Raw genomic sequence first — 25,448 nt, 5'->3', positions numbered from 1 at the left:
TTTATTGTGTATAATGTTGAATGTTGGTCTTTGACTGCGATGAAACGAGAGGTTGCCGACACACCCGGCCGCATTGCCATGGCGGTGTGTTGGAGAATTTTCGTGGAGAATGTCTAGAAAATAGGCGAAGGAGGGAAAATAATGGCAAAACAAAAGATTCGTATTCGTTTAAAAGCGTATGATCACCGTATTTTAGATCAGTCTGCTGAGAAAATCGTGGAAACTGCAAAGCGTTCAGGTGCAAGTGTATCAGGTCCGATTCCACTTCCAACTGAGAAGTCTGTGTACACAATTCTACGTGCTGTTCACAAGTACAAAGATTCTCGTGAACAATTCGAAATGCGTACGCATAAGCGTCTGATCGATATCGTTAACCCAACACCACAAACTGTTGACGCGTTAATGAAACTTGATTTACCATCTGGCGTTGATATCGAAATCAAACTTTAATGGTAAAAAATATAACTTTATTTAAAACTTACAGGAGGTGTGACAAATGGCTAAAGGAATCTTAGGTAGAAAAATTGGTATGACACAAGTTTTCGCTGAAAACGGAGATTTAATCCCGGTAACAGTTATCGAAGCTACTCCAAACGTAGTACTTCAAAAGAAATCTGTTGAAACAGACGGCTACGAAGCTATCCAAGTTGGTTTCGAAGACAAGCGTGTTAAGCTTTCTAACAAACCAGAACAAGGTCACGTAGCAAAAGCGAACACTGCTCCTAAGCGCTTCATTCGTGAATTCCGCAACGTGAACGTTGGAGAATACGAAGTTGGTCAAGAAGTCAAAGTAGAAATTTTCGCAGAAGGCGATGTAATTGATGTAACAGGTGTTACTAAAGGTAAAGGTTTCCAAGGTGTAATTAAACGTCATGGTCAATCTCGTGGTCCTATGGCCCACGGTTCTCGTTACCACCGTCGTCCTGGTTCAATGGGTCCAGTTGCTCCGAACCGCGTATTCAAACAAAAGAAATTACCTGGTCAAATGGGTGGCACTGTAGTTACAATCCAAAACTTAGAAATCGTGAAAGTTGATGCGGAACGTAACTTACTACTTGTTAAAGGTAATGTTCCTGGTTCTAAAAAAGCTCTAGTTACAGTTAAAACTGCAATTAAAGCTAAGTAATCACCTAAGGAAAGGAGGAAACAGGAATGACAAAAGTATCTATACTTAGTCAAACAGGTGCTTCAGTTGGTGAAATCGAATTAAACGATGCGATTTTCGGAATCGAGCCAAATGAAGCAGTATTATTCGACGCTGTAGTGGCACAACGCGCTTCTCTTCGTCAAGGTAATCATAAGGTAAAAAACCGTTCTGAAGTTGCTGGTGGTGGTCGTAAACCATGGCGTCAAAAAGGAACTGGTCGTGCTCGTCAAGGTTCTATCCGTTCTCCACAATGGCGCGGCGGTGGTGTCGTATTCGGCCCAACTCCACGTAGCTATTCTTACAAATTACCTAAAAAAGTTCGTCGCTTAGCTCTTAAATCTGCTTTATCAGCTAAAGTTGTAGAACAGAACTTCTTAGTTCTTGATGCTCTTTCATTAGCAGCACCAAAAACAAAAGAATTCACAAAAATCCTTAAAGATCTTTCTTTAGAGAAAAAATCTTTATTCGTAACTGCTGACCTAGATGAAAACGTAGCATTATCTGCTCGTAACATCCCTGGCGTAACAGTTTTAACTGCAAATGGAATCAACGTTCTTGATCTATTAGGTCATGAAAAAGTTGTATTCACAAAATCTGCAGTAGAAAAAGTTGAGGAGGTGCTTGGATAATGGAAGCACGTGATATTTTAAAACGTCCGGTCATTACTGAGCGTTCTTCAGAACTTATGGCAGAGAAAAAGTATACTTTCGAAGTAGACACTCGCGCTAACAAAACTCAAGTAAAAGACGCTGTAGAAGAAATCTTTGGTGTAAATGTTGAGAAAGTAAATGTTCTTAACTACAAAGGTAAATTCAAACGCGTTGGCCGTTATGGTGGTTACACTAACAAACGTCGTAAAGCGATTGTTAAATTAACTGCTGATAGCAAAGAAATCGAATTATTCGAAATGTAATCCTTTATGGATTTATGATTTGAACAATCAAGAAGGAGGGAAACACAATGGCGATTAAAAAGTATAAACCTACCTCTAATGGTCGTCGTAATATGACGTCTTTAGACTTTGCGGAAATTACAACTAACAAGCCTGAGAAATCATTGCTTGAACCAACTAAACGCAAAGCTGGTCGTAACAACCAAGGTAAAATCACTGTTCGTCATCATGGCGGTGGACATAAGAAGCAATACCGTGTTATCGATTTCAAACGTGTAAAAGATGGCATTCCGGCTAAAGTTGCTACTATTGAATATGATCCAAACCGTTCTGCGAATATCGCATTAATCAACTACGCTGATGGAGCAAAAGCTTACATCTTAGCACCTAAAGGTCTAGAGGTTGGTCAAACAATCGTATCTGGTCCAGATGCTGATATTAAAGTAGGTAACACATTACCATTAGCAAACATTCCAATGGGTACTACAATCCATAACATCGAGTTAAAACCTGGTAAAGGTGGACAATTAGTACGTTCTGCTGGTACTTCTGCACAAGTACTTGGTCGTGAAGACAAATACGTAATCGTTCGTCTACAATCTGGTGAAGTACGTTTAGTGTTAGCTACTTGCCGCGCTACAATCGGTCAAGTTGGTAACGAACAACACGAACTAGTACACATCGGTAAAGCAGGTCGTAGCCGTTGGTTAGGCAAACGCCCAACAGTTCGTGGTTCTGTAATGAACCCTAACGATCACCCACACGGCGGTGGTGAAGGACGTTCTCCAATCGGACGTAAATCACCAATGACTCCTTGGGGTAAACCAGCACTTGGTTACAAAACTCGCAAGAAGAAAAACAAGTCGGATAAATTCATCATCCGTAGTCGTAAAAAATAATGTGGTTAAACTACGGTTCTATGTGAGAGCCGTGGTGGAATCACGAAGGGAGGTTCTTACATGGGTCGCAGCTTGAAAAAAGGACCTTTTGTTGATGACCACTTATTGAAAAAAGTGGAAGCGCAAGAGGCTTCTGAGAAAAAACAAGTTATCAAAACTTGGTCTCGCCGTTCTACAATTTTCCCTACTTTTATCGGTTTAACGATTGCTGTTTATGATGGACGTAAACACGTTCCTGTATACGTAACAGAAGATATGGTAGGCCACAAACTTGGTGAATTCGCACCAACACGTGCTTACAAAGGTCACGGTGCAGACGACAAGAAAACAAGACGCTAATTTTGAGAGGAGGTAAATCCTAATGACACAAGCTAAAGCTATCGCTCGTACTGTTCGCATTGCTCCTCGTAAAGTCCGTCTAGTTGTAGACTTAATTCGAGGCAAGCAAGTTGGTGAGGCAGTTGCAATTTTACGTCATACTCCAAAAGCGGCGTCTCCAGTCGTTGAAAAAGTATTAAAATCTGCAGTTGCTAACGCTGAGCATAACTACGATCTTGACATCAACTCTTTAGTAGTTTCTGAAGTATTCGTTGATGAAGGTCCAACATTAAAACGTTTCCGTCCACGTGCACAAGGACGTGCAAGCGCAATTAACAAACGCACAAGCCACATTACTCTAGTGGTATCTGAGAAGAAGGAGGGTTAATCCATGGGTCAAAAAGTACATCCAATAGGACTGCGCGTTGGTATTATTCGTGACTGGGAGTCAAAATGGTACGCTGAAAAAGACTATGCAACTCTACTTCACGAAGACATCAAAGTGCGTAAATATATTGAAACGGCTCTTAAAGACGCTTCTGTTTCTAAAGTAGAAATCGAACGCGCTGCAAACCGTGTAAACATTACAATTCACACTGCGAAACCAGGTATGGTAATCGGTAAAGGTGGTTCTGAAGTTGAGAATCTTCGTAAATACCTTAGCGATTTAACTGGTAAACGTGTACACATCAACATTATCGAAATCAAACGTGCTGATCTTGACGCTCGTCTAGTAGCTGAAAACATCGCTCGTCAATTAGAAAACCGTGTATCATTCCGTCGTGCGCAAAAGCAAGCGATCCAACGCACAATCCGTGCTGGTGCAAAAGGAATTAAAACACAAGTATCTGGTCGTTTAGGTGGCGCTGATATCGCGCGTGCTGAACACTATAGTGAAGGAACTGTTCCACTTCATACTCTACGTGCTGACATCGATTATGCACACGCAGAAGCTGACACTACTTACGGTAAATTAGGCGTTAAAGTATGGATCTACCGTGGTGAAGTTCTTCCTACGAAGAAATCTGTGGAAGGAGGCAAATAATATGTTATTGCCTAAACGCGTAAAATACCGTCGTGAACACCGCGGAAACATGCGTGGCGAAGCGAAAGGCGGTAAAGAAGTATCTTTCGGCGAATGGGGCTTACAAGCTCAAACAGCTAGCTGGATTACTAACCGTCAAATCGAATCTGCACGTATCGCGATGACTCGTTACATGAAACGTGGCGGTAAAGTTTGGATTAAAATCTTCCCACACAAACCTTACACAAAAAAACCTCTAGAAGTCCGCATGGGTTCTGGTAAAGGTTCTCCTGAAGGTTGGGTAGCAGTAGTAAAACCAGGAAAAGTAATGTTCGAAATCGCTGGTGTATCTGAAGAGATCGCACGTGAAGCACTTCGTTTAGCATCACATAAGCTTCCTGTTAAATGTAAGATCGTAAAACGTCAAGAAACTGGTGGTGAATCTAATGAAAGCTAATGAAATCCGTGACCTTGCCACTTCTGAATTAGAATTGAAAGTGAAATCACTGAAGGAAGAGCTTTTCAACCTTCGCTTCCAATTGGCGACTGGTCAATTAGAAAACACAGCTCGTATTCGTGAAGTGCGTAAAGCAATCGCGCGTATGAAAACTGTTATTCGTGAAAGAGAAATCAGTGCAAATAACTGATAAAGGAGGTTTTCAGTATGACTGAGCGTAATCAACGCAAAGTTTACACGGGCCGCGTTGTTTCGGATAAAATGGATAAAACAATTTCTGTTTTAGTTGAAACTCACAAAAAGCACAAGCTTTATGGTAAACGTGTAAAATACTCAAAAAAGTTTAAGACTCATGATGAGTTAAACACAGCGAAAATCGGTGATATCGTACGTATCATGGAAACTCGCCCGCTATCAGCTACTAAACGTTTCCGTCTAGTTGAAGTTGTAGAAAAAGCGGTTATTATTTAATAACTATTTCGGAACAACCAATTTCCGAAGGGAGGTAACCTAAGTGATCCAACAAGAAAGTCGTATGAAAGTTGCTGACAACTCAGGTGCACGTGAAGTTCTTACAATTAAAGTGCTTGGTGGCTCTGGCCGTAAAACTGCTAACATCGGTGATATCGTTGTTTGTACAGTTAAGAAAGCAACACCAGGTGGCGTTGTTAAGAAGGGTGACGTTGTTAAAGCTGTTATCGTTCGTACTAAATCAGGCGTACGTCGTAAAGACGGTACGTACATCAAATTTGATGAAAATGCTTGTGTAATTATTCGTGATGATAAATCACCACGCGGAACTCGTATTTTCGGACCTGTTGCACGTGAATTACGTGACAGCAACTTCATGAAAATCGTTTCTCTAGCTCCAGAAGTTCTTTAATTTCATGATAGTGCCAATCAAGGAGGTGCGACAGCATGCATGTAAAAAAAGGTGACAAGGTAAAGGTTATCACTGGTAAGGACAAAGGCAAAGAAGGCGTTATCCTTGCTTCTTACCCTAAACAAGATCGCGTTCTTGTTGAAGGTGTGAACATCGTGAAAAAACACGTAAAACCTAACCAATTGAATCCACAAGGTGGAATTGTAAGCCAAGAGGCTGCAATTCACGTTTCGAACGTAATGCTAATCGATCCTAAATCTGGCGAGCCGACTCGTGTAGGTTATAAAATCGAAAACGGTAAAAAAGTTCGTGTTGCAAAAAAATCAGGTGCAGTAATCGACTAATTTCTATAAAAGAAGGGAGGTACACAAATGAGCCGCCTAAAAGAAAAATATTTAAATGAAGTTTCAACTGCTCTTATGAGCAAGTTTGGATATAAATCAGTTATGCAATTGCCGAAAGTTGACAAAATCGTTATCAACATGGGTGTTGGTGATGCAGTTCAAAACTCAAAAGCATTAGATGCAGCTGTAGAAGAATTAACAATTATCACTGGTCAAAAACCAGTTGTAACAAAAGCGAAAAAATCGATCGCAGGTTTCCGTTTACGTGAAGGTATGCCAATCGGTGCTAAAGTTACATTACGCGGTGAGCGTATGTATGAATTCTTGGACAAATTAATCTCAATTTCACTACCTCGTGTACGTGACTTCCGCGGTGTTTCTAAAAAAGCATTCGACGGTCGCGGTAACTACACTCTAGGTGTTAAAGAGCAATTAATTTTCCCAGAAATCGATTACGATAAAGTTTCAAAAGTACGCGGTATGGACATCGTGATCGTAACGACAGCGAATTCTGATGAAGAAGCTCGCGAGTTATTGACACAATTCGGTATGCCGTTCCAAAAGTAATTAAACAAGGAGGGCGAAAACGTGGCTAAAAAATCTATGATCGTTAAACAACAACGTAAGCAAAAGTTTAAAGTGCAAGAATATACACGTTGTGAACGCTGTGGCCGTCCACACTCTGTATATCGTAAATTTAAACTTTGCCGTATTTGTTTCCGAGAACTTGCATATAAGGGACAAATTCCTGGCGTGAAAAAAGCCAGCTGGTAATCCCCTAATTTGGGAAGGAGGTAAATGTAATGACAATGACTGATCCGATTGCAGATATGCTTACTCGCATTCGTAATGCGAACATGGTTCGTCACGAGAAGTTAGAAGTACCCGCTTCCAACGTGAAAAAAGAAATCGCTGAAATTTTAAAGCGTGAAGGTTTCGTACGTGACGTAGAATACGTGGAAGACAACAAGCAAGGTATTATCCGTATTTTCTTAAAATACGGTAAAGATAACGAACGCGTTATCACTGGCTTAAAACGTATTTCTAAACCTGGTCTACGAGTATATGCAAAAACAAATGAAGTGCCTAAAGTACTGAACGGTCTTGGTATCGCTTTAGTGTCAACTTCACAAGGTTTATTCACAGATAAAGAAGCTCGCGCTAAACAAATTGGCGGCGAAGTTCTAGCATACGTTTGGTAATTAGCAATAAATGAATGGAGGTGCAACTAAATGTCTCGTGTAGGTAAAAAAATTATCGAGGTACCAGCTAACGTAACTGTTACTGTTGCAGCTGACAACTCAGTTACCGTTAAAGGTCCTAAGGGCGAACTTGTTCGTTCTTTCCACCAAGATATGAAAATTGAGCAAGAAGGTAACGTGATTTCTGTATCTCGTCCTTCTGACTCAAAAGAACACCGCACAAACCACGGTACTACTCGTGCGCTATTAGCGAACATGGTTACTGGTGTTTCTGTAGGTTTCGAAAAATCATTAGAACTAATCGGTGTAGGTTACCGTGCGCAATTACAAGGTAAAAAACTTGTTCTTAACGTAGGTTATTCTCATCCAGTTGAGTTCACACCTGAAGATGGTTTAGAAGTTGAAGTTCCTTCTAACACTAAGATCATCGTTAAAGGTATTAGCAAAGAACGCGTTGGTGCTCTTGCATCTAACATCCGTGACGTGCGTCCACCAGAGCCTTACAAAGGTAAAGGTATCCGTTATGAAGGCGAATATGTTCGTCGTAAAGAAGGTAAAACAGGTAAATAATGCTGCCTAAGCATTAGAAAGGAGTGACCCTTGTGATTACGAAACAAGATAAAAATCAGGTTCGTAAAAAACGTCATGCACGCGTACGTTCTAAAATTTCGGGTACTGCTGAGCGTCCACGCTTAAACGTATTCCGTTCAAACAAGAACATTTACGCTCAACTTATCGATGACGTAGCAGGCGTAACAATTGTTAGCGCATCTTCTCAAGAAAATGGTTTTGATGCTGCTGGTTGCAATGTTGATGCTGCAACTAAAGTCGGTGAAACAATCGCAAAACGCGCTACGGAAAAAAATATTACTGCTGTAGTATTTGACCGTGGTGGTTACTTATATCATGGACGTGTAAAAGCTTTAGCAGAAGCTGCCCGTGAGAACGGTTTACAATTTTAATAAAAAGGAGGGACACATTTCATGAGTCGAATTGACGCAAACAAACTTGGAGAACTTGAAGAACGCGTAGTTACTATTAACCGTGTTGCTAAAGTTGTTAAAGGTGGACGTCGCTTCCGCTTCACAGCATTAGTTGTTGTTGGCGATAAAAACGGTCACGTTGGATTCGGTACTGGTAAAGCTCAAGAGGTGCCAGATGCTATCCGCAAAGCTGTTGAAGATGCGAAGAAAAACTTAATCGAAGTGCCACGCGTAGGTGGAACAACTCCACACTTAGTGCAAGGTCGCTTTGGTGCAGGAGAAATCCTAATTAAACCTGCTGCTCCTGGTACAGGGGTTATCGCTGGTGGTCCAGTACGTGCCGTACTAGAACTTGCTGGTATTACTGATATTCTTTCAAAATCTCTTGGAACTAACACACCAATCAATATGGTGCGTGCAACTATTCAAGGTTTAACTGAATTAAAACGCGTAGAGGACGTAGCTAAATTACGTGGTAAATCAGTGGAAGAAATATTAGGATAAGGGGGGAAAGATAATGGCTAACAAATTAGAAATCACCCTTACAAAATCTGTGATTGGTTCTAAACCAGCACAACGCAAAACTATCGAAGCATTAGGTTTACGTAAATTAAACCAAACTGTTGAGAAAGCTGACAATGCAGCAACTCGCGGTATGATCGATGTAGTAGCTCACTTAGTTACTGTAAAAGAAAACTAATTTTTAATTAACGAACAAGGAGGTGCCATCCAATATGAAACTTCATGAGTTAAAACCAGCAGAAGGTTCCCGTAAAGTACGTAACCGCGTAGGTCGCGGTATCGGTTCTGGTAACGGTAAAACTGCAGGTAGAGGTCATAAAGGTCAAAACTCTCGTTCTGGCGGCGGTGTACGCCCAGGATTCGAAGGTGGTCAAAACCCTTTATTCCGTCGTTTACCGAAACGCGGCTTTACTAACATTAACCGTAAAGAGTACGCGATCGTTAATCTTGACACATTAAACCGTTTTGAAGATGGTGCAGAAGTAACAACTGCATTATTACTTGAATCAGGTTTAGTGAGCAATGAAAAAGCTGGAATTAAAGTTCTTGGAAACGGAACTCTTAACAAAAAGCTTACAGTAAAAGCTCATAAATTCTCAGCTTCGGCTAAAGAAGCAATTGAAAATGCCGGCGGAACTACTGAGGTGATTTAATGTTTCAGACGATCTCTAACTTTATGCGTGTTCGAGATATACGAAATAAAATCATTTTTACTCTTTTAATGTTAATCGTTTTCCGTATCGGTACATTCGTACCAGTACCAAACGTTGACGCTAATGTATTAAAGGCAACTGATGAGTTCAATCTCGTTGGTTTCCTCAATACTTTTGGCGGTGGTGCTTTGAAAAACTTCTCTATCTTCGCGATGGGAATTATGCCTTACATCACTGCTTCAATCATTGTTCAGTTATTGCAAATGGACGTAGTACCGAAATTTGCTGAGTGGGCAAAGCAAGGCGAAGTCGGAAGACGTAAACTTGCACAATTTACTCGTTACTTTACAATTGTTCTTGCCTTTATCCAATCATTCGCGATGTCATTTGGTTTTAATAAAATGTATGGTGGATCTTTGATTAAAGAAGAAGGAATTCTAACATATGTTATAATTTCTATTGTATTAACAGCGGGTACAGCATTCCTAGTATGGCTTGCTGACCAAATTACTGCGCATGGTGTTGGAAATGGTATTTCTGTTGTAATTTTCGCAGGTATCGTTGCGGCATTACCGAATGGCATTAACCAAATCTATGCACAGCAAATCGAGGGTGCTGGTGATAAACTATTTATCAATCTAGTGATTCTTGGTTTACTTGTTTTAGTTATGCTTGCAGTTGTTGTTGGAGTTATCTACGTGCAACAAGCACTACGTAAAATTCCAATTCAATATGCAAAACGAGTTACTGGACGTAACCAACAAACTGGTGGTCAACAAACGCATTTACCGTTAAAAGTTAATGCTGCAGGGGTTATTCCGGTAATCTTTGCTTCAGCGTTTCTAATGACACCACGTACGTTAGTTCCGTTCTTTGGTGAAGGTGCTGTATCAACATTCATTCAAAACACTTTTGATAACACAAAACCTGTTGGGATGATTGTTTACGTAGCCTTGATCATCGCGTTCACATATTTCTATGCATTCATACAAGTGAATCCAGAAAATGTGGCAGATAACTTGAAAAAGCAAGGTGCTTACATTCCAGGTATTCGTCCTGGTGAAAGTACTCAAACGTATTTAACAAGCGTGTTATATCGTCTGACATTTGTCGGTGCGATTTTCTTAACTGTTATATCAGTAATGCCGATTGTAATCATAAACTTTATGAATCTACCTGCCACTGTGCAGATCGGTGGTACTAGTATAATTATCGTAGTCGGCGTTGCGCTCGAAACGATGAAACAGCTAGAATCTCAACTTGTTAAACGTCACTACAAAGGCTTTATGAAATAATGTTGGTTTTTAGGGAACGTTTCACCGTTTCCTGAAATCAGCAAACCTTTTGTGGGAGGAATATTTCCGTATGAATATCGTTTTAATGGGTTTGCCAGGTGCTGGTAAAGGTACTCAGGCAGATAAAATCGTTGAGAAGTACGCGATTCCTCATATTTCTACAGGCGATATGTTCCGTGCTGCTATTAAAGATGGTACAGAACTAGGCTTGCAAGCTAAATCGTTCATGGATCAAGGTGCTCTAGTACCTGATGAAGTAACGATTGGTATTGTTCGCGAGCGACTTGCTAAACATGATTGTGAAAAGGGCTTCTTATTAGATGGATTCCCACGTACTGTTCCTCAAGCTGAAGCTTTAGACAGCATCCTTGCTGATCTTGGTAAAGCTATTGAACATACAATTAACATCCAAGTTGAAAAAGATGAGCTAGTTGCTCGTCTATCAGGTCGTCGTATTTGTAAAACTTGTGGTACATCGTATCATTTAATTTTCAATCCTCCAGCTGAGGAAGGAAAATGTGATAAAGATGGTGGCGAGCTTTACACACGTGCGGATGATAATCCTGAAACGGTTGCAAACCGTCTGGAAGTAAATATGAAACAAGCACAACCTTTACTGAACTACTATGACGTAAAAAGTGTGTTAACAAATATAGATGGACAGCAAGATATTAACAAAGTGTTTGCTGATCTTGATGCTCTTTTACAGGGCAGCCGCAGCTGATACCCGGCTCCGGGCGCAGAATACTGCTTCCGCGGGAGGCATGCGGGAGCAACAACGAAACATAATTTTTTTTGAGAGTTGCAAAAGCATATTGTGCCCGGTATATATTTCTTCTAAAAAGTGCAACATGACTTTTGGAAGAGTATAATGGGTTTCGTGGAAGCATCTGTGTAACGGGTATGAATATCTCATCAAAGACATTCCGGTATTCGTGTAAACATGGGAGGTTCAGTGCCCTTAATGGTTCTGTGTATTCCGTGGATTGTGTGAAGCGAAACCAGACGAGCGTCTTTCAAACATCTCTCATACAATCCAAACATATGTTGAAACGAGGTTGCTTCTATAGTTGCAGCAGATATCCGTTTGATGTAACGATGAGAACTTTAATTTGCATATAGAGAGGAGACAGAGTAGATGGCGAAAGATGATGTAATTGAAGTCGAAGGGACAGTTGTTGAGACTTTGCCAAACGCGATGTTTAAGGTAGAATTAGAAAATGGACATGTGATTCTAGCACACGTATCTGGTAAGATTCGTATGCACTTTATCCGTATTCTACCTGGAGATAAGGTTACTATCGAGTTATCTCCTTATGATTTAACTCGCGGTCGTATCACATACCGTTTTAAATAATCTTTTGCGCTCCGGACTACTAAGGAGGTTAGGTTAGATGAAAGTGAGACCATCTGTGAAACCGATCTGCGAAAAATGTAAAGTAATTCGCCGACGCGGTAAAGTAATGGTAATCTGTGAAAATCCTAAACACAAACAAAAACAAGGGTAATTTTAAAGGAGGTGCACAACGTACATGGCACGTATTGCTGGTGTTGACATTCCTCGCGACAAACGCGTGGTAATTTCATTAACTTACATTTACGGTATTGGTAAAACTACAGCTCAGAAAGTATTAGCTGACGCAGGTATTTCAGAAGAAACACGCGTACGCGACTTAACTGAAGATGAGTTAAACAAAATCCGTGAACAATTAGACTCATACAAACTTGAAGGTGACTTACGTCGCGAAACTTCATTAAATATTAAACGTCTGATGGAAATCGGTTCATTCCGTGGTATCCGTCACCGTCGTGGTTTACCTGTTCGTGGTCAAAATACGAAGAACAATGCGCGTACGCGTAAAGGTCCTCGTAAAACTGTAGCGAACAAGAAAAAATAATAAGTAAAGGAGGTTCCTTCTTAACATGGCTCGTAAACAACAAACTCGTAAACGTCGTGTGAAAAAGAATATCGAATCTGGTATCGCACACATTCGTTCTACATTTAACAATACAATCGTAACGATTACAGATATGCAAGGTAACGCTGTATCTTGGTCAAGTGCTGGTTCTCTTGGTTTCCGTGGTTCACGTAAATCTACACCATTCGCTGCTCAAATGGCTGCAGAAACTGCTGCTAAAGCATCCCTTGAACATGGTCTGAAAACGTTGGAAGTAACTGTTAAAGGTCCTGGTGCTGGTCGTGAAGCTGCAATTCGTGCACTTCAAGCTGCTGGTTTAGATGTAACTGCTATTAAAGACGTTACTCCAGTTCCTCATAATGGTTGCCGTCCGCCAAAACGTCGTCGCGTGTAATGGGTGCGTCTCATATTGTATGAGAACATCATTTTTTGTACAGACTGTCTTGTGCAGATAATAAACGATACGTCAATGACGATCGAATCTATGATGGAAAGAACCTATACATTCGATGTTTTGAAGGAGGGTAAATAAAATGATCGAAATTGAAAAACCAAAGATTGAAACGGTGGAGATCAGCGAAGATTCCAAATATGGAAAGTTTGTTGTAGAACCGCTTGAACGCGGATATGGAAACACTTTGGGTAATTCTTTACGTCGTATCCTTCTGTCTTCATTACCAGGAGCTGCTGTCACTTCAATTCAAATTGACGGTGTTCTTCACGAATTCTCAACTGTAGAAGGCGTTGTAGAGGATGTAGCTTCAATTATTTTGAACGTGAAAAAACTAGCTCTTAAAATCTACTCTGACGAAGAAAAAGTTATTGAGATTGATGTAAAAGGCGATGGTACAGTTACAGCTGCTGACATTACACATGACAGTGATGTGGAAATTTTAAACCCGGATCTATATATTGCAACAATCGCTAAAAACGGTCATTTACGTATGCGTATGTACGCTCAACGCGGCCGTGGTTACACTCCTGCTGATCAAAACAAACGTGAGGATCTTCCTATCGGCGTGATCCCGATCGACTCTATTTACACTCCAGTATCACGCGTCAATTTCCAAGTGGAAAATACTCGTGTAGGTCAGTCTTCTGACTACGATAAACTTTCTCTTGATGTGTGGACAGATGGTAGCATCGGTCCGAAAGAGGCGATTTCGCTCGGAGCAAAAATTTTAACCGAGCATCTAAACATCTTCGTGGGCATGACAGATGAGGCACAAACTGCTGAAATCATGGTCGAAAAAGAAGAAGATCAAAAAGAAAAAGTTTTAGAGATGACTATCGAAGAACTTGATCTTTCTGTTCGTTCTTATAACTGCTTAAAACGCGCTGGTATTAATACAGTACTAGAACTTGCGAATAAGTCAGAAGACGACATGATGAAAGTTCGTAACCTTGGACGTAAGTCACTTGAAGAAGTAAAAGCGAAGTTAGAAGAGCTTGGTTTAGGGTTACGCAAAGAAGACTAAGCGATTTAAACAAAACTTACAAGATCAGATAATTTTTTATAAAGGAGGGAAACATCCATGGGTTACAGAAAACTTGGTCGTACAAGTTCTCAACGTAAAGCGATGTTACGTGACTTAGCTACTGATTTAATCATCAACGAGCGTATCGAAACTACTGAGGCTCGCGCTAAAGAAGTACGTAAAGCTGTTGAAAAAATGATTACTTTAGGTAAACGCGGAGATTTACACGCACGCCGTCAAGCTGCTGCATTCATCCGTCGTGAACTAGTAACAACTACTGATGCTGAAGGTAACGAAACAACTTCATTTGCACTTCAAAAGTTATTTGATGATGTTGCACCACGTTATGCAGAGCGTCAAGGTGGTTACACTCGTATTCTTAAAGTAGGTCCTCGTCGTGGTGACGGTGCACCTGTTGTTGTGATTGAATTAGTTTAATCATAAGAGAAGACAAGTGGTGAAGAGGGTGGAATCACCACCCTCTTTCTTTATTAACGATTTATACGACAAATAATTAAGCTGAGCGTTATGATGAGCGGACACTGTTGTGTGGCGTCTCGTTTAGCTCTCCGCACCTCATTCAGAGGGAACAAGGGCTTGAGCACCCGTGTTTCTTGAAAATGTAACGACTAGCGCATTTCTATCGAATGAGGTGCGCGCTTTTTTATTTTTTAGGGAAGTAAGAGATAGCGCCAATTTAGTGGTGCTTTTTTTTATAGGCTGATTTTATAATGGTAGTAAGCCGGGACGTTTAGGATGGCTCGTTCCAATATTTGATGTATTCTTAAAAGATAACCTATAAATTATAGTTAGGCTTATATGAGACAGACTAAAGAATGGAAAGTGATTTTAGTACTTTTCTTTTATCGACATAATGATTGTAGTAGAATTCATACATAAAAAAGTGTAAGTTAGTTAGTAGAGCTGAGCATGTAGAGAGGAGTTCTAGAAATGCCAGAAATTTTATCATTAAATAATGTGACATTTTCATATACACCAGAAGAAAAAGAAAGTCGCAATGCTGTTGAGAATGTAAGCTTTGCGGTACAGGAAGGTGAATGGATTGCCATTGTTGGCCATAACGGTTCTGGTAAATCCACTATCGCAAAGCTTATGAATGGATTGCTTTACCCACAGCAAGGTGATGTACGTATTTTACGTCAACCATTAAGTGAAGAAAACCTGTGGGAAAGCCGTTCACAAATGGGCATGGTTTTTCAAAATCCAGACAATCAATTTGTAGGAGCGACAGTGCAGGATGATGTTGCTTTTGCTCTTGAAAATAATGGAGTACCGTTTGAAGAGATGGTAGAACGTGTACATGGTGCACTCGAACAAGTAAAAATGAACAATTTTTTAGATCATGAGCCACATCATTTATCGGGTGGGCAAAAGCAGCGTGTTGCCATTGCAGGCGCACTCGCGTTGAAACCTAAGCTCCTTATTCTTGATGAAGCTACTTCTATGCTAGATCCACAAGGCCGTGTTGAGGTATTACAAACAGTTCAAACTTTACGTGCTGAAACAGGATTAACGGTACTATCTATTACGCATGATTTAGAGGAAGCTATGCTTGCAGATCGTGTTCTCTTTATGAACGACGGAAAGAAATTTGCTGAGGGTACACCTGCTGAAATTTTTACACTGGGGGACAAGCTAGTTGAGTTTGGGTTAGACTTGCCATTTGCCATGAAGTTATCAAAGTTATTGCAAAAGGAAGGTGTTCCATTAATGGGACAACATATGACAGAAGAAGAGTTGGTGAATGATTTATGGACATCAAACTTCAACAAGTAAGCTATGCTTATGCACAGGGTACACCTTTTGAAAAACGTGCATTATTTGATGTGGATTTTGAAATCCCTTCACATACGTATCAGGCAATTATCGGACATACGGGTTCCGGTAAATCGACAATTCTTCAGCATTTTAATGCACTTCTAAAACCGACCTCTGGAGAAGTACATATCGGAGATCGGGTTGTTGTAGCTGGAAAAAAGGCCAAGGATTTAAAGGCTGTACGTCAAAAGGTTGGTATTGTGTTTCAATTCCCGGAGCATCAGCTGTTTGAAGAAACTGTATTAAAGGATATTATGTTTGGTCCTATGAACTTCGGTGTTTCGGAGCAAGAGGCAGAAGCACGAGCAAAAGAGCTAGTAGGCTTAGTAGGCTTACCAGGAGACGTACTTGAAAAATCACCTTTTGATTTATCGGGTGGACAAATGCGCAGAGTAGCAATTGCTGGCGTTTTGGCGATGGAACCTGAAGTGATTGTTTTAGATGAACCAACTGCAGGGCTTGATCCACGCGGTCAGAAAGAGATTATGGATATGTTTTATAAGCTACACAAGGAACGTGGGCTAACAACGATTCTCGTTACGCATAGTATGGAGGACGCAGCTCGTTATGCAGATAGTATTGTCATTATGCATGAAGGGAAAAATGTACTAAGTGGCACACCTCAAGAAATTTTCAAAGATGCAGAGACATTAAAGAATTTCCGCTTAGAACCACCTCGTATCGTACGATTTCAACAAAAAATAGAAAAAATGATAAACAAATCCTTCTCGAAGATCTGCTTAACCGAAGAAGAGCTAGCAACTGAAATTGCTCGGGTTCTAAGAGAGGAGCGTGGACAGTCATGATGGAGAAAATGATATTTGGGCGCTTTCTTCCAGGGGATTCCCCTGTTCATAAGCTCGATCCACGTTCAAAGCTTATATTTGTGTTTGCATTCATTATTATTGTTTTTTTAGCAAACAACACAGTGACATATGCTTTCCTATTAGCGTTTACCTTACTCATTGTGCTAGTATCGCGTATTCGTTTGTATTTTTTAATTAATGGGCTAAAGCCAGTACTTTTTTTAATGGCGTTTACCTTCTTAATTCATATATTTATGACGAAAGAAGGCGCCGTAGTATTTGAGTGGAAGTTTATCACTATTTATGAAGAAGGTATCCGACAAGGGATATTTATTTCTATACGTTTTCTAGTTCTAGTGTTTATGACATCTATCTTAACGCTTACAACGTCACCGATTTCCATTACGGATGGCATTGAAGTGCTACTAAATCCATTAAAAGCGGTAAAAGTGCCAGTACATGAGTTAGCTCTAATGATGTCTATTTCATTGCGCTTTATCCCTACGTTAATGGATGAAACAGATAAAATTATGAAAGCGCAAATGGCACGTGGTTCGGATTTATCTTCAGGACCAATAAAGGATCGTATTAAAGCGGTTGTGCCATTACTGGTACCTCTCTTTGTAAGTGCTTTTAAACGAGCTGAGGATTTAGCAACAGCTATGGAAGTAAGAGGCTACCGTGGAGGCGAAGGGCGTACGAGATATCGCAAGCTAAAGTGGGATATGAGTGATACATTTGCACTTATGTTCTTAGTAGCAATGGCCGTTTTACTATTCTTCTATAGAAGTTAAAAGGAGTAATCTTTATGCGACGATTAAAAGCAATTATAAGTTATGATGGAACGCAATTTTCTGGCTACCAAGTACAGCCTGGGGAGCGCACAGTACAGGCAGAGCTTGAACGTGTTCTAGCCATTATGCATAAAGGGGAAAAGATAAAGGTAACAGCTAGTGGACGTACTGATGCAAGAGTGCATGCAACAGGTCAAACATTGCATTTTGATTCACCACTCGCGATTCCAGTAGATAAATACATGAAGGCATTGAATGTTCAACTGCCAAGAGATATTCGAGTATTATCGATTGAGGAAGTAGCTGCTGATTTCCATGCGCGCTACAGTGTAACAGGAAAGCGGTACCGATATATATGGTCATGTGAGCCTGTACAAAGTCCATTCCGCAGACATTACTCTGTAGAGACAAATGGTGTGAAACCAAATGTTGAGGCAATGCAGGAGGCAGCAAAGGCTATTATCGGTACGCATGATTTTTCATGCTTTTGTGCAGCTAATACAAGTGTCAAAGATAAGGTGCGCACAGTGACTGCACTACAATTTGAATGGTATGGTGAGGAGCTACATATGGTGATCGAAGGAAATGGCTTCTTATATAATATGGTTCGTATTATCGCAGGCACGCTTTGGGAAGTTGGTATAGGGCGTCGTGATATTGAGAGCGTGAAGTTAGTCGTTAAATCTATGAACCGTGATAAGGCGGGTAAAACCGCACCTCCACAAGGTCTATATCTTGAGAAAGTCTTCTATTAAAAGGCTTACCCAGAGTTGGGCCGCCATTTTATTTAGCGTATATCATGAGGATAAGTTGATTGGAGTGGAGACTGGGCGACTCCTTGGGGATCAGCGTCACAGATGAGACCCTGGAGCGAAGCGAAGCGGCTCATCGGACGCCCCAGGAAAGCGCCCAGTCGGAACGGAAATCAACCACTCGTTTTGGTGATGAGCCATTATAATGTTATAAAATTTTTGACACGAAATATTATTATATTTTAAAAATGAAGGCTAATAAAAGCCCTAATTTAACCAATAAATGAATCTGAACAACTTCTCCAGGTGTTTATTGAAATTGCTTGACTTTAAAAGTCATTCATTATATGATAACAGATGGTATTTTCATTACCACCACAAATAAGCCCCGAAAACTTATAGTGTAGTTTAATGAAAAATAACGGTAATCGAATCGATTAGGAGGATATATACATGCGTACAACATTCATGGCTAAAGGTCACGAAGTAGACCGTAAATGGCTAGTAGTTGATGCAGAAGGCCAAACTCTTGGACGTTTAGCTTCTGAAGTAGCTGCTATCTTACGTGGTAAACATAAACCAACATTCACACCAAACGTTGACACAGGTGATCACGTAATCATCATCAACGCTGACAAAATCCATTTAACTGGTAACAAATTAGAGGGTAAACTTTACCGTCACCATACTCAATTTGCGGGTGGTTTAAAAACTCGTACTGCTGGTGAAATGCTAGACAAGTACCCAACAAGAATGATCGAATTAGCAATTAAAGGGATGCTTCCTAAAAACTCTTTAGGTCGCAAAATGTTCACTAAACTTAACGTTTACACTGGAACAGAGCACCCACATGCTGCACAAAAACCAGAAGCATACGAGCTTCGCGGATAATATAAATTAAGAGGAGGATATTACTTTGGCACAAGTTCAATACATCGGCACTGGTCGCCGTAAAAGCTCTGTAGCTCGCGTACGTTTAGTACCAGGTACAGGTAAAATTGTTATCAACAAACGTGAAATCGAAGAATACGTACCATTCGCTGCATTACGTGAAGTAATTAAGCAACCATTAGTAGCTACTGAAACTACAGGAAGCTATGATATCCACGTAAACGTTAACGGTGGTGGATACACTGGTCAAGCTGGTGCAGTACGTCACGGTATCGCTCGTGCTCTACTTCAAGTAGACCCAGATTTCCGTGCTGCATTAAAATCTGCTGGATTACTTACTCGTGATTCACGCATGAAAGAACGTAAAAAACCAGGTCTACGCGGCGCTCGTCGTGCACCTCAGTTCTCAAAACGTTAATATTACTTATATCAACGTTTCCAAACCCTTTCTCGAAGTTTCGAGAAAGGGTTTTTTTGTTTGGAAAATGCTATAGCTGGGTTTTGCTACTTAGAAGTTCAAGTATTCCAAGAAATCTTGAAGCACTGTTGTTGACTGGCATATTAATAGCCATTGTGATGTGTAATTTATATAGAAATGGCTGATACTACTTTTAAGTTGTTTATTCTGAAAGTGGAGGTCAATAGATGAAAAAGCTACTAATATTATCACTTGCGGCAATGGCACTTCTTGGTGCATGTCAGAATAAAACTGACGTAAAAAAAACGGAGGAAGTAAAAACAGGGAATACTGCAGATCAGAGACAGGGTGAAATAACAGAAGGTCAAGCAAACGCCAACATTCTTAGTAGTACAAACTGGCAAGCCACAAAAGTTTACGATAAAAATAATAAAGATGTAACAGCAGAGAATTCAAATTTAATGGGCCTTGCTAAATATGACGCTGACTCAGGACGCTATGAATTCTTCGATCCAAAAACAGCTGGAAGTCTTGACGATAAAGGGACTTTTTTTATTACGCATGACGGAAAGCATAGAATATTGATTTCACAAACGAAAAATTACCAAGTAGTTGAAGAAATTACTAAGGTGAAAAATAATATGTTTACGTCTAAGAGAATGGGTAAAGATGCAAATGGCAACGATGCAGAGGTATTCGTTGAGCATGTCCCTTATAAGGAAAAAAAGCTAACATTTACTGAATCCGCTAGAACTTTAAATAATTCTACAGGCACAATTGTTAAGGATGTGGATGGAGATAAAATCTTAGCTGATACGCTTTGGCAAGGAACAGTTGTATTAGATGCAAACAAAAATGATGTAACACAATATAATACAAATTTTATTAGCATTGCGAAATATGATGCTAATACGAATAAATATGAATTTTTCAATCCTGAAACAGGTAAAAGTCGCGGTGACTATGGATACTTTAATGTGATCGATGGAAATAAATTAAGAGCCCATGTTTCAATTGGCGACAATAAATATGGGGCTGTGCTCGAAATTACCGAGCTAAATAATAAGAAATTCACGTATCTAAGAACTGGGAAAGATAAAGATGGTAAGGATATAACAGTATTTGTTGAGCATGAACCTTATACAGGTAAGTTTAAACCTGAATTTACACTAAAATAAAAAGCTAACGGCGTTAGTCCTTGTAGTATAAATGGATTAATGCCGTTTTATCATTATCAAAAAAGTATCTTCTACCATTTCAAATCAAACTCTCAATTTTACCTTCTTTCGATACACAAATATCCGCTGAAAGAAGGCTAAGAATTCCTTTCCGATTACTTAAAGAGTTTTTTTACTTTCTAGCATAGTTCAATCACTAACTTCGTACACTAAATATAAAAGGGTGGTGGATATGGGTGAAGCGCTGGCTTGCACTAGGAGTAATTATGCTAATGAGTATAGTGGTCGTGGCATATGAAACGAATGCTTCGAACCGTAACTTCTTCTTACCGGACCCACTTGGTGGCATAAAAATTGTCATTGATGCGGGACACGGAGGTTTAGATGGAGGTGCTTCGAAGGGCGAAGTAATTGAAAAGGAAATTACACTTGCAATTGCTCAGCATGTTGAGAAGCAATTAAAGAAAAAAGGCGCAACGGTCGTAATGACACGAACAAAAGATGGAGATGTGATCGATGAGCATGCGTCCTCAGAAAAGTTTGGAACATTGAGAGAACGGAAAAAGCAGGACATCTTTTTAAGAAAAGACATAGTAGAAAAAGAAAAACCGGATATTTTTATTACAATTCATGCAAATGCCATTCCTGAAACAAAATGGCGAGGAGCACAGGTATTTTATCATCAAGAAGGACATGCTGAAAGTGAATTTTTAGCAAAGAGCATTCAAGATTCCATTCGCACTAATTTGAAAAATACTGACCGAGAAGCAATGTCTATAAAACAAATATATTTACTGAAAAAAGCTGAGGTACCTGCTGCACTAGTAGAAACAGGGTTTATAAGTAATGATGAGGAACGTGCACTATTAACAGATAAGAAATACCAAGAAAAAATGGGAGATGCCATTGTTGAAGGTATAGAAGAGTACTTATTAGCAAAAATTGAATAGAGCAACAGCACAACGTAAATCAAATCATTATGATATACTAACATTGAGATAATATAAGGGGAGTGTTCGTCGTGATAACTGAACAACAAGTACGAGAAATACTAGGACAACTACAAGATCCATTTTTACATAAATCATTCGCAGAAACAGACGGTATTACAAACGTAACAATAAAAGAAGAGAAGAATCATGTCAGTGTAAAAATTGCGATTGCTAAAACAAATACACCTGAACAATTACAGCTACAAATGAAAATTGTTGAAGTTTTGAAAGAAGCGGGAGCAAATACAGTTGGAATTCGTTTCGAAGAGCTGTCAGCAGAAAAGCTACAAAGCTTCCGTGGCGTAGCAACTGAAGCTGAGGCACAAGATATTTTATCTCCGCTTAGCACAGTACAAGTTATTTCAATTGCCTCTGGTAAAGGCGGAGTGGGGAAATCTACAGTATCAGTTAACTTAGCTGTTGCATTAGCTCGTCTAGGTAAGAAGGTTGGCTTAATTGATGCTGATATTTATGGGTTCAGTGTGCCTGATATGATGGGTGTTACAGATATGCCTAAAGTGGTAGACAATCGAATTTTCCCTGTTGATCGTTTAGGCGTGAAAATGATTTCAATGGGCTTCTTTGTTGAAAATAACGCACCGATTGTATGGCGTGGACCTATGTTAGGTAAAGTGTTAGATCAGTTCTTCCGTGATGTAGAATGGGGCGAGCTAGACTATCTACTATTGGATTTACCACCAGGTACAGGTGACGTTGCATTAGATATTCACCAAATGCTTCCTTCATCAAAAGAGATTGTCGTAACAACACCTCATCCAACGGCAGCGTTCGTTGCAGCTCGTGCAGGTGCAATGGCTTTACAAACAGACCATGAAATTTTAGGCGTTATTGAAAACATGGCATGGTATGAATCAAAATCAGGTGACCGTGAATTCGTATTCGGTCAAGGTGGAGGTCCAAAGTTAGCAGAAGAGTTACGTACAGAGCTACTTGGTCAAATTCCTCTTGGTCAACCTGACTGGTCAGAAGAAGATTTTGCACCTTCTGTTTATGCTGAAAAGCACACAACTGGACAAATCTATTTAGACATCGCGACGAACATTATCAATAAACTAAATAAATAATGAAAACGGATTTCCTCAAACAATGGAGGAAATCCGTTTTTACATTTAAGTGGGTTACTGAGTGCCTTTTTGCTCATTACCTTCACCACCGCCGCCAGCATCTTTTTTACCGCCGCCAGCCTTACCTGTCTCGCCACCGCTCTTCCTAATAAGCTCCTGCCATTTTGTTTGCATAAGCGGACTTTCAATCGTTTCCTTGACGACTTCCTCCATTTGTTTTCTCATATTGGAGGATTTTAGAATAGTCTCTAACTGCTTTTGCATATCTGGCTGGCCAAAGAAAGCTTCCATATCTTTTTGGAAAGTGGGGTCTTTTATTAATTCCTTCATAATATCCTGTTGTTGCTTTTGCATACTTTTAGCTACGGTTTCTTTAAATTTTGGATCTTCGAAAGTTTTCTTCCAAAAGTCTTCTGCTTCTTTGGAAAGCAAAGTAGCCTCAGTAGCCTTCTTCACTTCATCATGCTCCAAAACCAATAATTCACGGAAACTTGGGTCCTCTAAAAGCTTTCGCAGCGCCTTTTTACCATCCTCGGTTTGTAAAGAGTCGATCATTATTTTTTTTATTTCTTCATAGGACATGGTAGAGGCTTTTTCTTGTGAACAGGCAGAAAGAAACAGCATTAGAATTAGTAGTAAGAAGAATTTTCGCATCAAAAATCAGTCCTTTCTATAGATAGACTCTTTCAATTATTGTTCACATTTATGATGACTTTATGTATTGGTTAGGATGAGAAATAGCTTTTTTAACAATGCATTGTTAAAATAAGTATAGATATACATAAGAAATTGGGGGACTTTTAGTTGTGACGATACGAAATTGGGCTAAGTTTTTCTTCTTTGCAATGCTCGTTGGTGGCGCAGTCAACGGAATTTGCAGTTTATTTATTCGATGGGACTTCTTCCAACCATATATTGCAAACGGTCAATGGGGAGAATTTTTGGCCGGACTTTTATGGATGGTTTTCTTAGGATTTACAATGAGTGTTATTGCACAAGCAGGTTTTTTTGCTTATTTAACGCTCCATCAAGTAGGGGTTAATATTTTTAGAACACTTACATTATGGAATTGGATACAGCTAGTATTAATTGCTATTACTATTTTTGATATTATATTCTTCCGCTTTATACCAGATGTAAAAGAAGGTCAAAGCTGGGTATTCTATAGTGGTTTGTTAATTTCATTAATATTCAGTGCTATAGCAACGGCTATTCAAAAAGTAAAATTAACAGGAAAAAAACATGTTTTCATTTCGGCATTATTTTTTATGATTGTTGTTACTACACTAGAATGGACAATTGCATTAATGGGTCGCGATGAAAATATTAACGAGTATGTTGCAATGTTACTTTTCCCTTTACTCGCTGTAAATGCTTATCAATTATTAGTATTACCAAAATATAATGCAAAATCCGAAGAAGATCGTCAAAAATTAGAAGCACGCCGTAAAGCACGTCGTGAACAAGCTAAAAACGCATAATAATAAACAAAGAAGTTGCCTCTATAAATCGTGGAGGCAACTTCTTTGTTATCCGCTATAACTGTCAGTAATTACTGACAGTAAAGAAGATGGAGGGAGATCAACTGCCCGTCCGATTGGGAAGACTAATAGTCAGTGGGGGGGGAAGACAACCCCCACTGATTAAAGTTTCACTTTATGGTGATTTTTTAGTTTGAACTTTATAGCCGAATATATTTTCCTCAATCGACATAAATTTATTTTGTTGTAGGAATGTATTGAGCTCCTTAAACGAGATTTTATTTTTTGGGTGTAAAGATATAAAAACAAAATCTCCCTTTTGTAATTGAGGTTTCTTTTCACCTTTCCAGATTAGGGAGGGAGAAAGTATATTCATCTGCTGTTGAAATAAGTTATTTTGTAAATCCTGCGAATACTGGTGATTTCGTGTTGCAAACCAAAGTGGGGTTTCTTGTAAATACTTTTCGTAAATAGTAATATCTTTTTGAACGACGGCAAGATCAATTGGCTTATCTACGGAATCCTCAGGTCCTAATAATCCTGTTGGTAGTTTGCGTTCTTGAATGACTTTTATGTGCTCAGATGAACGTTTAATCCATGCAGCATCTAATAAAAGAAGCGGATAAGGTTCTTTTACAGTTTTAAGCCAATCCAACAAGGTTTCATCAGAGAAAGAAATTTCGACAACAAGTGATGTGCCATAATGTCCTTTTGTTACAACTGCTGGAGCATCGGCGATGTTGAATACAGAAATCATAGTAGAATTTATCGGCTTTATAAAGACAAACAATATTACGATGAAAACCAGTGAAATCAACGTTTTACGAACCATCATAACAACCTCGTTTCTATATTTTTAACTTCTTTCAGCAAATGTTTTCGTAGCGAAAGTGAAACGTCAGCTACAAATGTCTTTTGTAGCGAAAGCAAAGCGTCAGCTACAGAAGTTAATGCCTCCGGCCGATTCCGGACGCAATTATGCCGAGGCATAATTGATACAGAAAATAAACTTCTTAAAAAAACTTATGATTTAGTGTTGACTTTCATGAATAATCGATGTTATTATGTATAAGTCGCCAAGAGGTGACGCAGTAAATTAAAAAATGAACCTTGAAAACTGAACAAGCAAAACGTAATCAATAAAGTTTTTAGTAGCTAACCTTGAGTTGGTGAACGAAACAAAATTTTGGACATCA

At 39.5% G+C, this 25,448-nt stretch carries 41 protein-coding genes and 1 pseudogene; 40 read left to right on the top strand and 2 right to left on the bottom strand.

The window, feature by feature from the left end; translation table 11 throughout:
• The first annotated feature begins 141 nt into the window (after nt 1–141).
• The 39 genes and pseudogenes from rpsJ to ACQKN2_RS12510 all read left to right on the top strand — a co-directional run bounded on the left by rpsJ (nt 142) and on the right by ACQKN2_RS12510 (nt 22,771).
• Nucleotides 142–450, top strand: a complete 309-nt coding sequence (rpsJ, locus tag ACQKN2_RS12700) for a 30S ribosomal protein S10 (protein ID WP_004233624.1) — start codon at nt 142–144, stop codon at nt 448–450.
• A 46-nt stretch (nt 451–496) separates the two neighbouring features.
• Nucleotides 497–1,126, top strand: coding sequence for a 50S ribosomal protein L3 (gene rplC, locus ACQKN2_RS12695; protein WP_323648578.1), 630 nt, complete (start codon nt 497–499; stop codon nt 1,124–1,126).
• Between the two features lie 26 nt (nt 1,127–1,152).
• Nucleotides 1,153–1,776, top strand: a complete 624-nt coding sequence (gene rplD / locus ACQKN2_RS12690) for a 50S ribosomal protein L4 (protein ID WP_323648580.1) — start codon at nt 1,153–1,155, stop codon at nt 1,774–1,776.
• Nucleotides 1,776–2,060: a 50S ribosomal protein L23 gene (gene rplW / locus ACQKN2_RS12685; protein ID WP_008181914.1), complete on the top strand. Its 285-nt coding sequence runs from the start codon at nt 1,776–1,778 to the stop codon at nt 2,058–2,060. The genes rplD and rplW overlap by 1 nt, the downstream gene beginning before the upstream one ends.
• Before the next feature lie 47 nt (nt 2,061–2,107).
• The gene (gene rplB, locus ACQKN2_RS12680; protein WP_049662846.1) at nt 2,108–2,938 is read left to right on the top strand and encodes a 50S ribosomal protein L2; all 831 of its coding nucleotides are present in this window, start codon (nt 2,108–2,110) and stop codon (nt 2,936–2,938) included.
• Nucleotides 2,939–2,998: 60 nt separating this feature from the next.
• Nucleotides 2,999–3,277 (top strand): 30S ribosomal protein S19, encoded by a 279-nt coding sequence (gene rpsS / locus ACQKN2_RS12675; protein WP_427415272.1) that lies wholly within the window; start codon nt 2,999–3,001, stop codon nt 3,275–3,277.
• A gap of 22 nt (nt 3,278–3,299) precedes the next feature.
• A complete protein-coding gene (gene rplV / locus ACQKN2_RS12670) occupies nt 3,300–3,644 on the top strand; it encodes a 50S ribosomal protein L22 (RefSeq protein ID WP_004233639.1) in 345 nt (114 codons plus the stop codon).
• Between the two features lie 3 nt (nt 3,645–3,647).
• Nucleotides 3,648–4,301, top strand: coding sequence for a 30S ribosomal protein S3 (gene rpsC, locus ACQKN2_RS12665; RefSeq protein ID WP_049662850.1), 654 nt, complete (start codon nt 3,648–3,650; stop codon nt 4,299–4,301).
• Between the two features lies 1 nt (nt 4,302).
• Nucleotides 4,303–4,737 (top strand): 50S ribosomal protein L16, encoded by a 435-nt coding sequence (gene rplP, locus ACQKN2_RS12660; RefSeq protein WP_010860599.1) that lies wholly within the window; start codon nt 4,303–4,305, stop codon nt 4,735–4,737.
• The gene (gene rpmC / locus ACQKN2_RS12655; protein ID WP_049662852.1) at nt 4,727–4,927 is read left to right on the top strand and encodes a 50S ribosomal protein L29; all 201 of its coding nucleotides are present in this window, start codon (nt 4,727–4,729) and stop codon (nt 4,925–4,927) included. Before rplP ends, rpmC begins: the two co-directional genes overlap by 11 nt.
• Nucleotides 4,928–4,944: 17 nt before the next feature.
• A complete protein-coding gene (gene rpsQ / locus ACQKN2_RS12650; protein WP_049662854.1) occupies nt 4,945–5,208 on the top strand; it encodes a 30S ribosomal protein S17 in 264 nt (87 codons plus the stop codon).
• A 43-nt stretch (nt 5,209–5,251) separates the two neighbouring features.
• Entirely contained in the window at nt 5,252–5,620 is a 369-nt protein-coding gene (rplN, locus tag ACQKN2_RS12645; RefSeq protein WP_004233650.1) for a 50S ribosomal protein L14, read from the top strand.
• Between the two features lie 35 nt (nt 5,621–5,655).
• Nucleotides 5,656–5,964, top strand: a complete 309-nt coding sequence (gene rplX / locus ACQKN2_RS12640) for a 50S ribosomal protein L24 (RefSeq protein WP_053596063.1) — start codon at nt 5,656–5,658, stop codon at nt 5,962–5,964.
• Nucleotides 5,965–5,991: 27 nt separating this feature from the next.
• Entirely contained in the window at nt 5,992–6,531 is a 540-nt protein-coding gene (gene rplE, locus ACQKN2_RS12635) for a 50S ribosomal protein L5 (protein ID WP_079562362.1), read from the top strand.
• Nucleotides 6,532–6,552: 21 nt separating this feature from the next.
• Nucleotides 6,553–6,738, top strand: coding sequence for a type Z 30S ribosomal protein S14 (locus ACQKN2_RS12630; RefSeq protein ID WP_004233656.1), 186 nt, complete (start codon nt 6,553–6,555; stop codon nt 6,736–6,738).
• 29 nt (nt 6,739–6,767) lie between these two features.
• Nucleotides 6,768–7,166 (top strand): 30S ribosomal protein S8, encoded by a 399-nt coding sequence (gene rpsH / locus ACQKN2_RS12625; RefSeq protein ID WP_427415271.1) that lies wholly within the window; start codon nt 6,768–6,770, stop codon nt 7,164–7,166.
• 30 nt (nt 7,167–7,196) lie between these two features.
• Entirely contained in the window at nt 7,197–7,736 is a 540-nt protein-coding gene (gene rplF, locus ACQKN2_RS12620) for a 50S ribosomal protein L6 (protein ID WP_268636381.1), read from the top strand.
• Nucleotides 7,737–7,768: 32 nt separating this feature from the next.
• A complete protein-coding gene (gene rplR / locus ACQKN2_RS12615) occupies nt 7,769–8,128 on the top strand; it encodes a 50S ribosomal protein L18 (protein WP_427415270.1) in 360 nt (119 codons plus the stop codon).
• Nucleotides 8,129–8,149: 21 nt separating this feature from the next.
• A complete protein-coding gene (gene rpsE, locus ACQKN2_RS12610; RefSeq protein ID WP_053482806.1) occupies nt 8,150–8,653 on the top strand; it encodes a 30S ribosomal protein S5 in 504 nt (167 codons plus the stop codon).
• A 13-nt stretch (nt 8,654–8,666) separates the two neighbouring features.
• On the top strand, nt 8,667–8,849 hold the full coding sequence (rpmD, locus tag ACQKN2_RS12605; RefSeq protein WP_049662869.1) for a 50S ribosomal protein L30: 183 nt from the start codon (nt 8,667–8,669) through the stop codon (nt 8,847–8,849).
• Nucleotides 8,850–8,883: 34 nt separating this feature from the next.
• Nucleotides 8,884–9,324, top strand: a complete 441-nt coding sequence (gene rplO / locus ACQKN2_RS12600) for a 50S ribosomal protein L15 (RefSeq protein ID WP_079562360.1) — start codon at nt 8,884–8,886, stop codon at nt 9,322–9,324.
• A complete protein-coding gene (gene secY / locus ACQKN2_RS12595; RefSeq protein ID WP_427415269.1) occupies nt 9,324–10,619 on the top strand; it encodes a preprotein translocase subunit SecY in 1,296 nt (431 codons plus the stop codon). The genes rplO and secY overlap by 1 nt, the downstream gene beginning before the upstream one ends.
• A 70-nt stretch (nt 10,620–10,689) precedes the next feature.
• Nucleotides 10,690–11,343, top strand: coding sequence for an adenylate kinase (locus tag ACQKN2_RS12590; RefSeq protein ID WP_323648593.1), 654 nt, complete (start codon nt 10,690–10,692; stop codon nt 11,341–11,343).
• 250 nt (nt 11,344–11,593) lie between these two features.
• Nucleotides 11,594–11,671: pseudogene (locus tag ACQKN2_RS12585) on the top strand (type I methionyl aminopeptidase); the annotation flags it as partial.
• Nucleotides 11,672–11,757: 86 nt separating this feature from the next.
• The gene (gene infA / locus ACQKN2_RS12580) at nt 11,758–11,976 is read left to right on the top strand and encodes a translation initiation factor IF-1 (RefSeq protein WP_004233690.1); all 219 of its coding nucleotides are present in this window, start codon (nt 11,758–11,760) and stop codon (nt 11,974–11,976) included.
• Nucleotides 11,977–12,013: 37 nt separating this feature from the next.
• Nucleotides 12,014–12,127 carry a 50S ribosomal protein L36 gene (gene rpmJ / locus ACQKN2_RS12575; RefSeq protein ID WP_000868344.1) on the top strand — a complete coding sequence of 38 codons (114 nt, stop codon included), beginning with the start codon at nt 12,014–12,016 and terminating at the stop codon, nt 12,125–12,127.
• Between the two features lie 24 nt (nt 12,128–12,151).
• Nucleotides 12,152–12,517 carry a 30S ribosomal protein S13 gene (rpsM, locus tag ACQKN2_RS12570; protein WP_323648596.1) on the top strand — a complete coding sequence of 122 codons (366 nt, stop codon included), beginning with the start codon at nt 12,152–12,154 and terminating at the stop codon, nt 12,515–12,517.
• Between the two features lie 25 nt (nt 12,518–12,542).
• On the top strand, nt 12,543–12,932 hold the full coding sequence (gene rpsK, locus ACQKN2_RS12565; RefSeq protein WP_049662876.1) for a 30S ribosomal protein S11: 390 nt from the start codon (nt 12,543–12,545) through the stop codon (nt 12,930–12,932).
• A 139-nt stretch (nt 12,933–13,071) separates the two neighbouring features.
• Entirely contained in the window at nt 13,072–14,016 is a 945-nt protein-coding gene (locus ACQKN2_RS12560) for a DNA-directed RNA polymerase subunit alpha (RefSeq protein WP_004233733.1), read from the top strand.
• 57 nt (nt 14,017–14,073) lie between these two features.
• Nucleotides 14,074–14,454, top strand: a complete 381-nt coding sequence (rplQ, locus tag ACQKN2_RS12555; RefSeq protein ID WP_012296051.1) for a 50S ribosomal protein L17 — start codon at nt 14,074–14,076, stop codon at nt 14,452–14,454.
• 513 nt (nt 14,455–14,967) lie between these two features.
• Nucleotides 14,968–15,813 (top strand): energy-coupling factor ABC transporter ATP-binding protein, encoded by an 846-nt coding sequence (locus ACQKN2_RS12550; RefSeq protein ID WP_323648602.1) that lies wholly within the window; start codon nt 14,968–14,970, stop codon nt 15,811–15,813.
• A complete protein-coding gene (locus ACQKN2_RS12545; protein WP_427415268.1) occupies nt 15,789–16,661 on the top strand; it encodes an energy-coupling factor ABC transporter ATP-binding protein in 873 nt (290 codons plus the stop codon). Before ACQKN2_RS12550 ends, ACQKN2_RS12545 begins: the two co-directional genes overlap by 25 nt.
• The gene (locus tag ACQKN2_RS12540) at nt 16,658–17,455 is read left to right on the top strand and encodes an energy-coupling factor transporter transmembrane component T family protein (RefSeq protein ID WP_427415267.1); all 798 of its coding nucleotides are present in this window, start codon (nt 16,658–16,660) and stop codon (nt 17,453–17,455) included. The genes ACQKN2_RS12545 and ACQKN2_RS12540 overlap by 4 nt, the downstream gene beginning before the upstream one ends.
• Before the next feature lie 14 nt (nt 17,456–17,469).
• Nucleotides 17,470–18,210, top strand: coding sequence for a tRNA pseudouridine(38-40) synthase TruA (truA, locus tag ACQKN2_RS12535; RefSeq protein ID WP_427415266.1), 741 nt, complete (start codon nt 17,470–17,472; stop codon nt 18,208–18,210).
• A gap of 450 nt (nt 18,211–18,660) precedes the next feature.
• Entirely contained in the window at nt 18,661–19,098 is a 438-nt protein-coding gene (gene rplM / locus ACQKN2_RS12530; protein ID WP_049662886.1) for a 50S ribosomal protein L13, read from the top strand.
• Nucleotides 19,099–19,123: 25 nt separating this feature from the next.
• Nucleotides 19,124–19,516: a 30S ribosomal protein S9 gene (rpsI, locus tag ACQKN2_RS12525; RefSeq protein ID WP_004233744.1), complete on the top strand. Its 393-nt coding sequence runs from the start codon at nt 19,124–19,126 to the stop codon at nt 19,514–19,516.
• A gap of 227 nt (nt 19,517–19,743) precedes the next feature.
• Nucleotides 19,744–20,694, top strand: coding sequence for a DUF4822 domain-containing protein (locus ACQKN2_RS12520; protein WP_427415265.1), 951 nt, complete (start codon nt 19,744–19,746; stop codon nt 20,692–20,694).
• A gap of 236 nt (nt 20,695–20,930) precedes the next feature.
• On the top strand, nt 20,931–21,644 hold the full coding sequence (locus ACQKN2_RS12515) for an N-acetylmuramoyl-L-alanine amidase (RefSeq protein WP_323648615.1): 714 nt from the start codon (nt 20,931–20,933) through the stop codon (nt 21,642–21,644).
• Between the two features lie 71 nt (nt 21,645–21,715).
• Nucleotides 21,716–22,771 carry a P-loop NTPase gene (locus tag ACQKN2_RS12510; RefSeq protein ID WP_403005875.1) on the top strand — a complete coding sequence of 352 codons (1,056 nt, stop codon included), beginning with the start codon at nt 21,716–21,718 and terminating at the stop codon, nt 22,769–22,771.
• A 54-nt stretch (nt 22,772–22,825) separates the two neighbouring features.
• Here the strand turns inward: ACQKN2_RS12510 and gerD are convergent, their stop codons facing one another.
• Nucleotides 22,826–23,425 carry a spore germination lipoprotein GerD gene (gene gerD, locus ACQKN2_RS12505; RefSeq protein ID WP_427415264.1) on the bottom strand — a complete coding sequence of 200 codons (600 nt, stop codon included), beginning with the start codon at nt 23,423–23,425 and terminating at the stop codon, nt 22,826–22,828.
• A 152-nt stretch (nt 23,426–23,577) separates the two neighbouring features.
• Here gerD and ACQKN2_RS12500 point away from each other — a divergent pair, with 152 nt between their 5' ends.
• Complete coding sequence (locus ACQKN2_RS12500) at nt 23,578–24,252, top strand: KinB-signaling pathway activation protein (RefSeq protein WP_427415263.1); 675 nt, start codon at nt 23,578–23,580, stop codon at nt 24,250–24,252.
• A gap of 175 nt (nt 24,253–24,427) precedes the next feature.
• Here ACQKN2_RS12500 and ACQKN2_RS12495 read toward each other — a convergent pair whose 3' ends face one another.
• A complete protein-coding gene (locus tag ACQKN2_RS12495; RefSeq protein ID WP_427415262.1) occupies nt 24,428–25,087 on the bottom strand; it encodes a hypothetical protein in 660 nt (219 codons plus the stop codon).
• Nucleotides 25,088–25,448 lie beyond the last annotated feature (361 nt).

Source organism: Lysinibacillus sp. NPDC093688, from assembly GCF_050280145.1.
Taxonomy (GTDB): domain Bacteria; phylum Bacillota; class Bacilli; order Bacillales_A; family Planococcaceae; genus Lysinibacillus; species Lysinibacillus xylanilyticus_B.
This window is presented reverse-complemented; position numbering and strand designations above follow the sequence as displayed.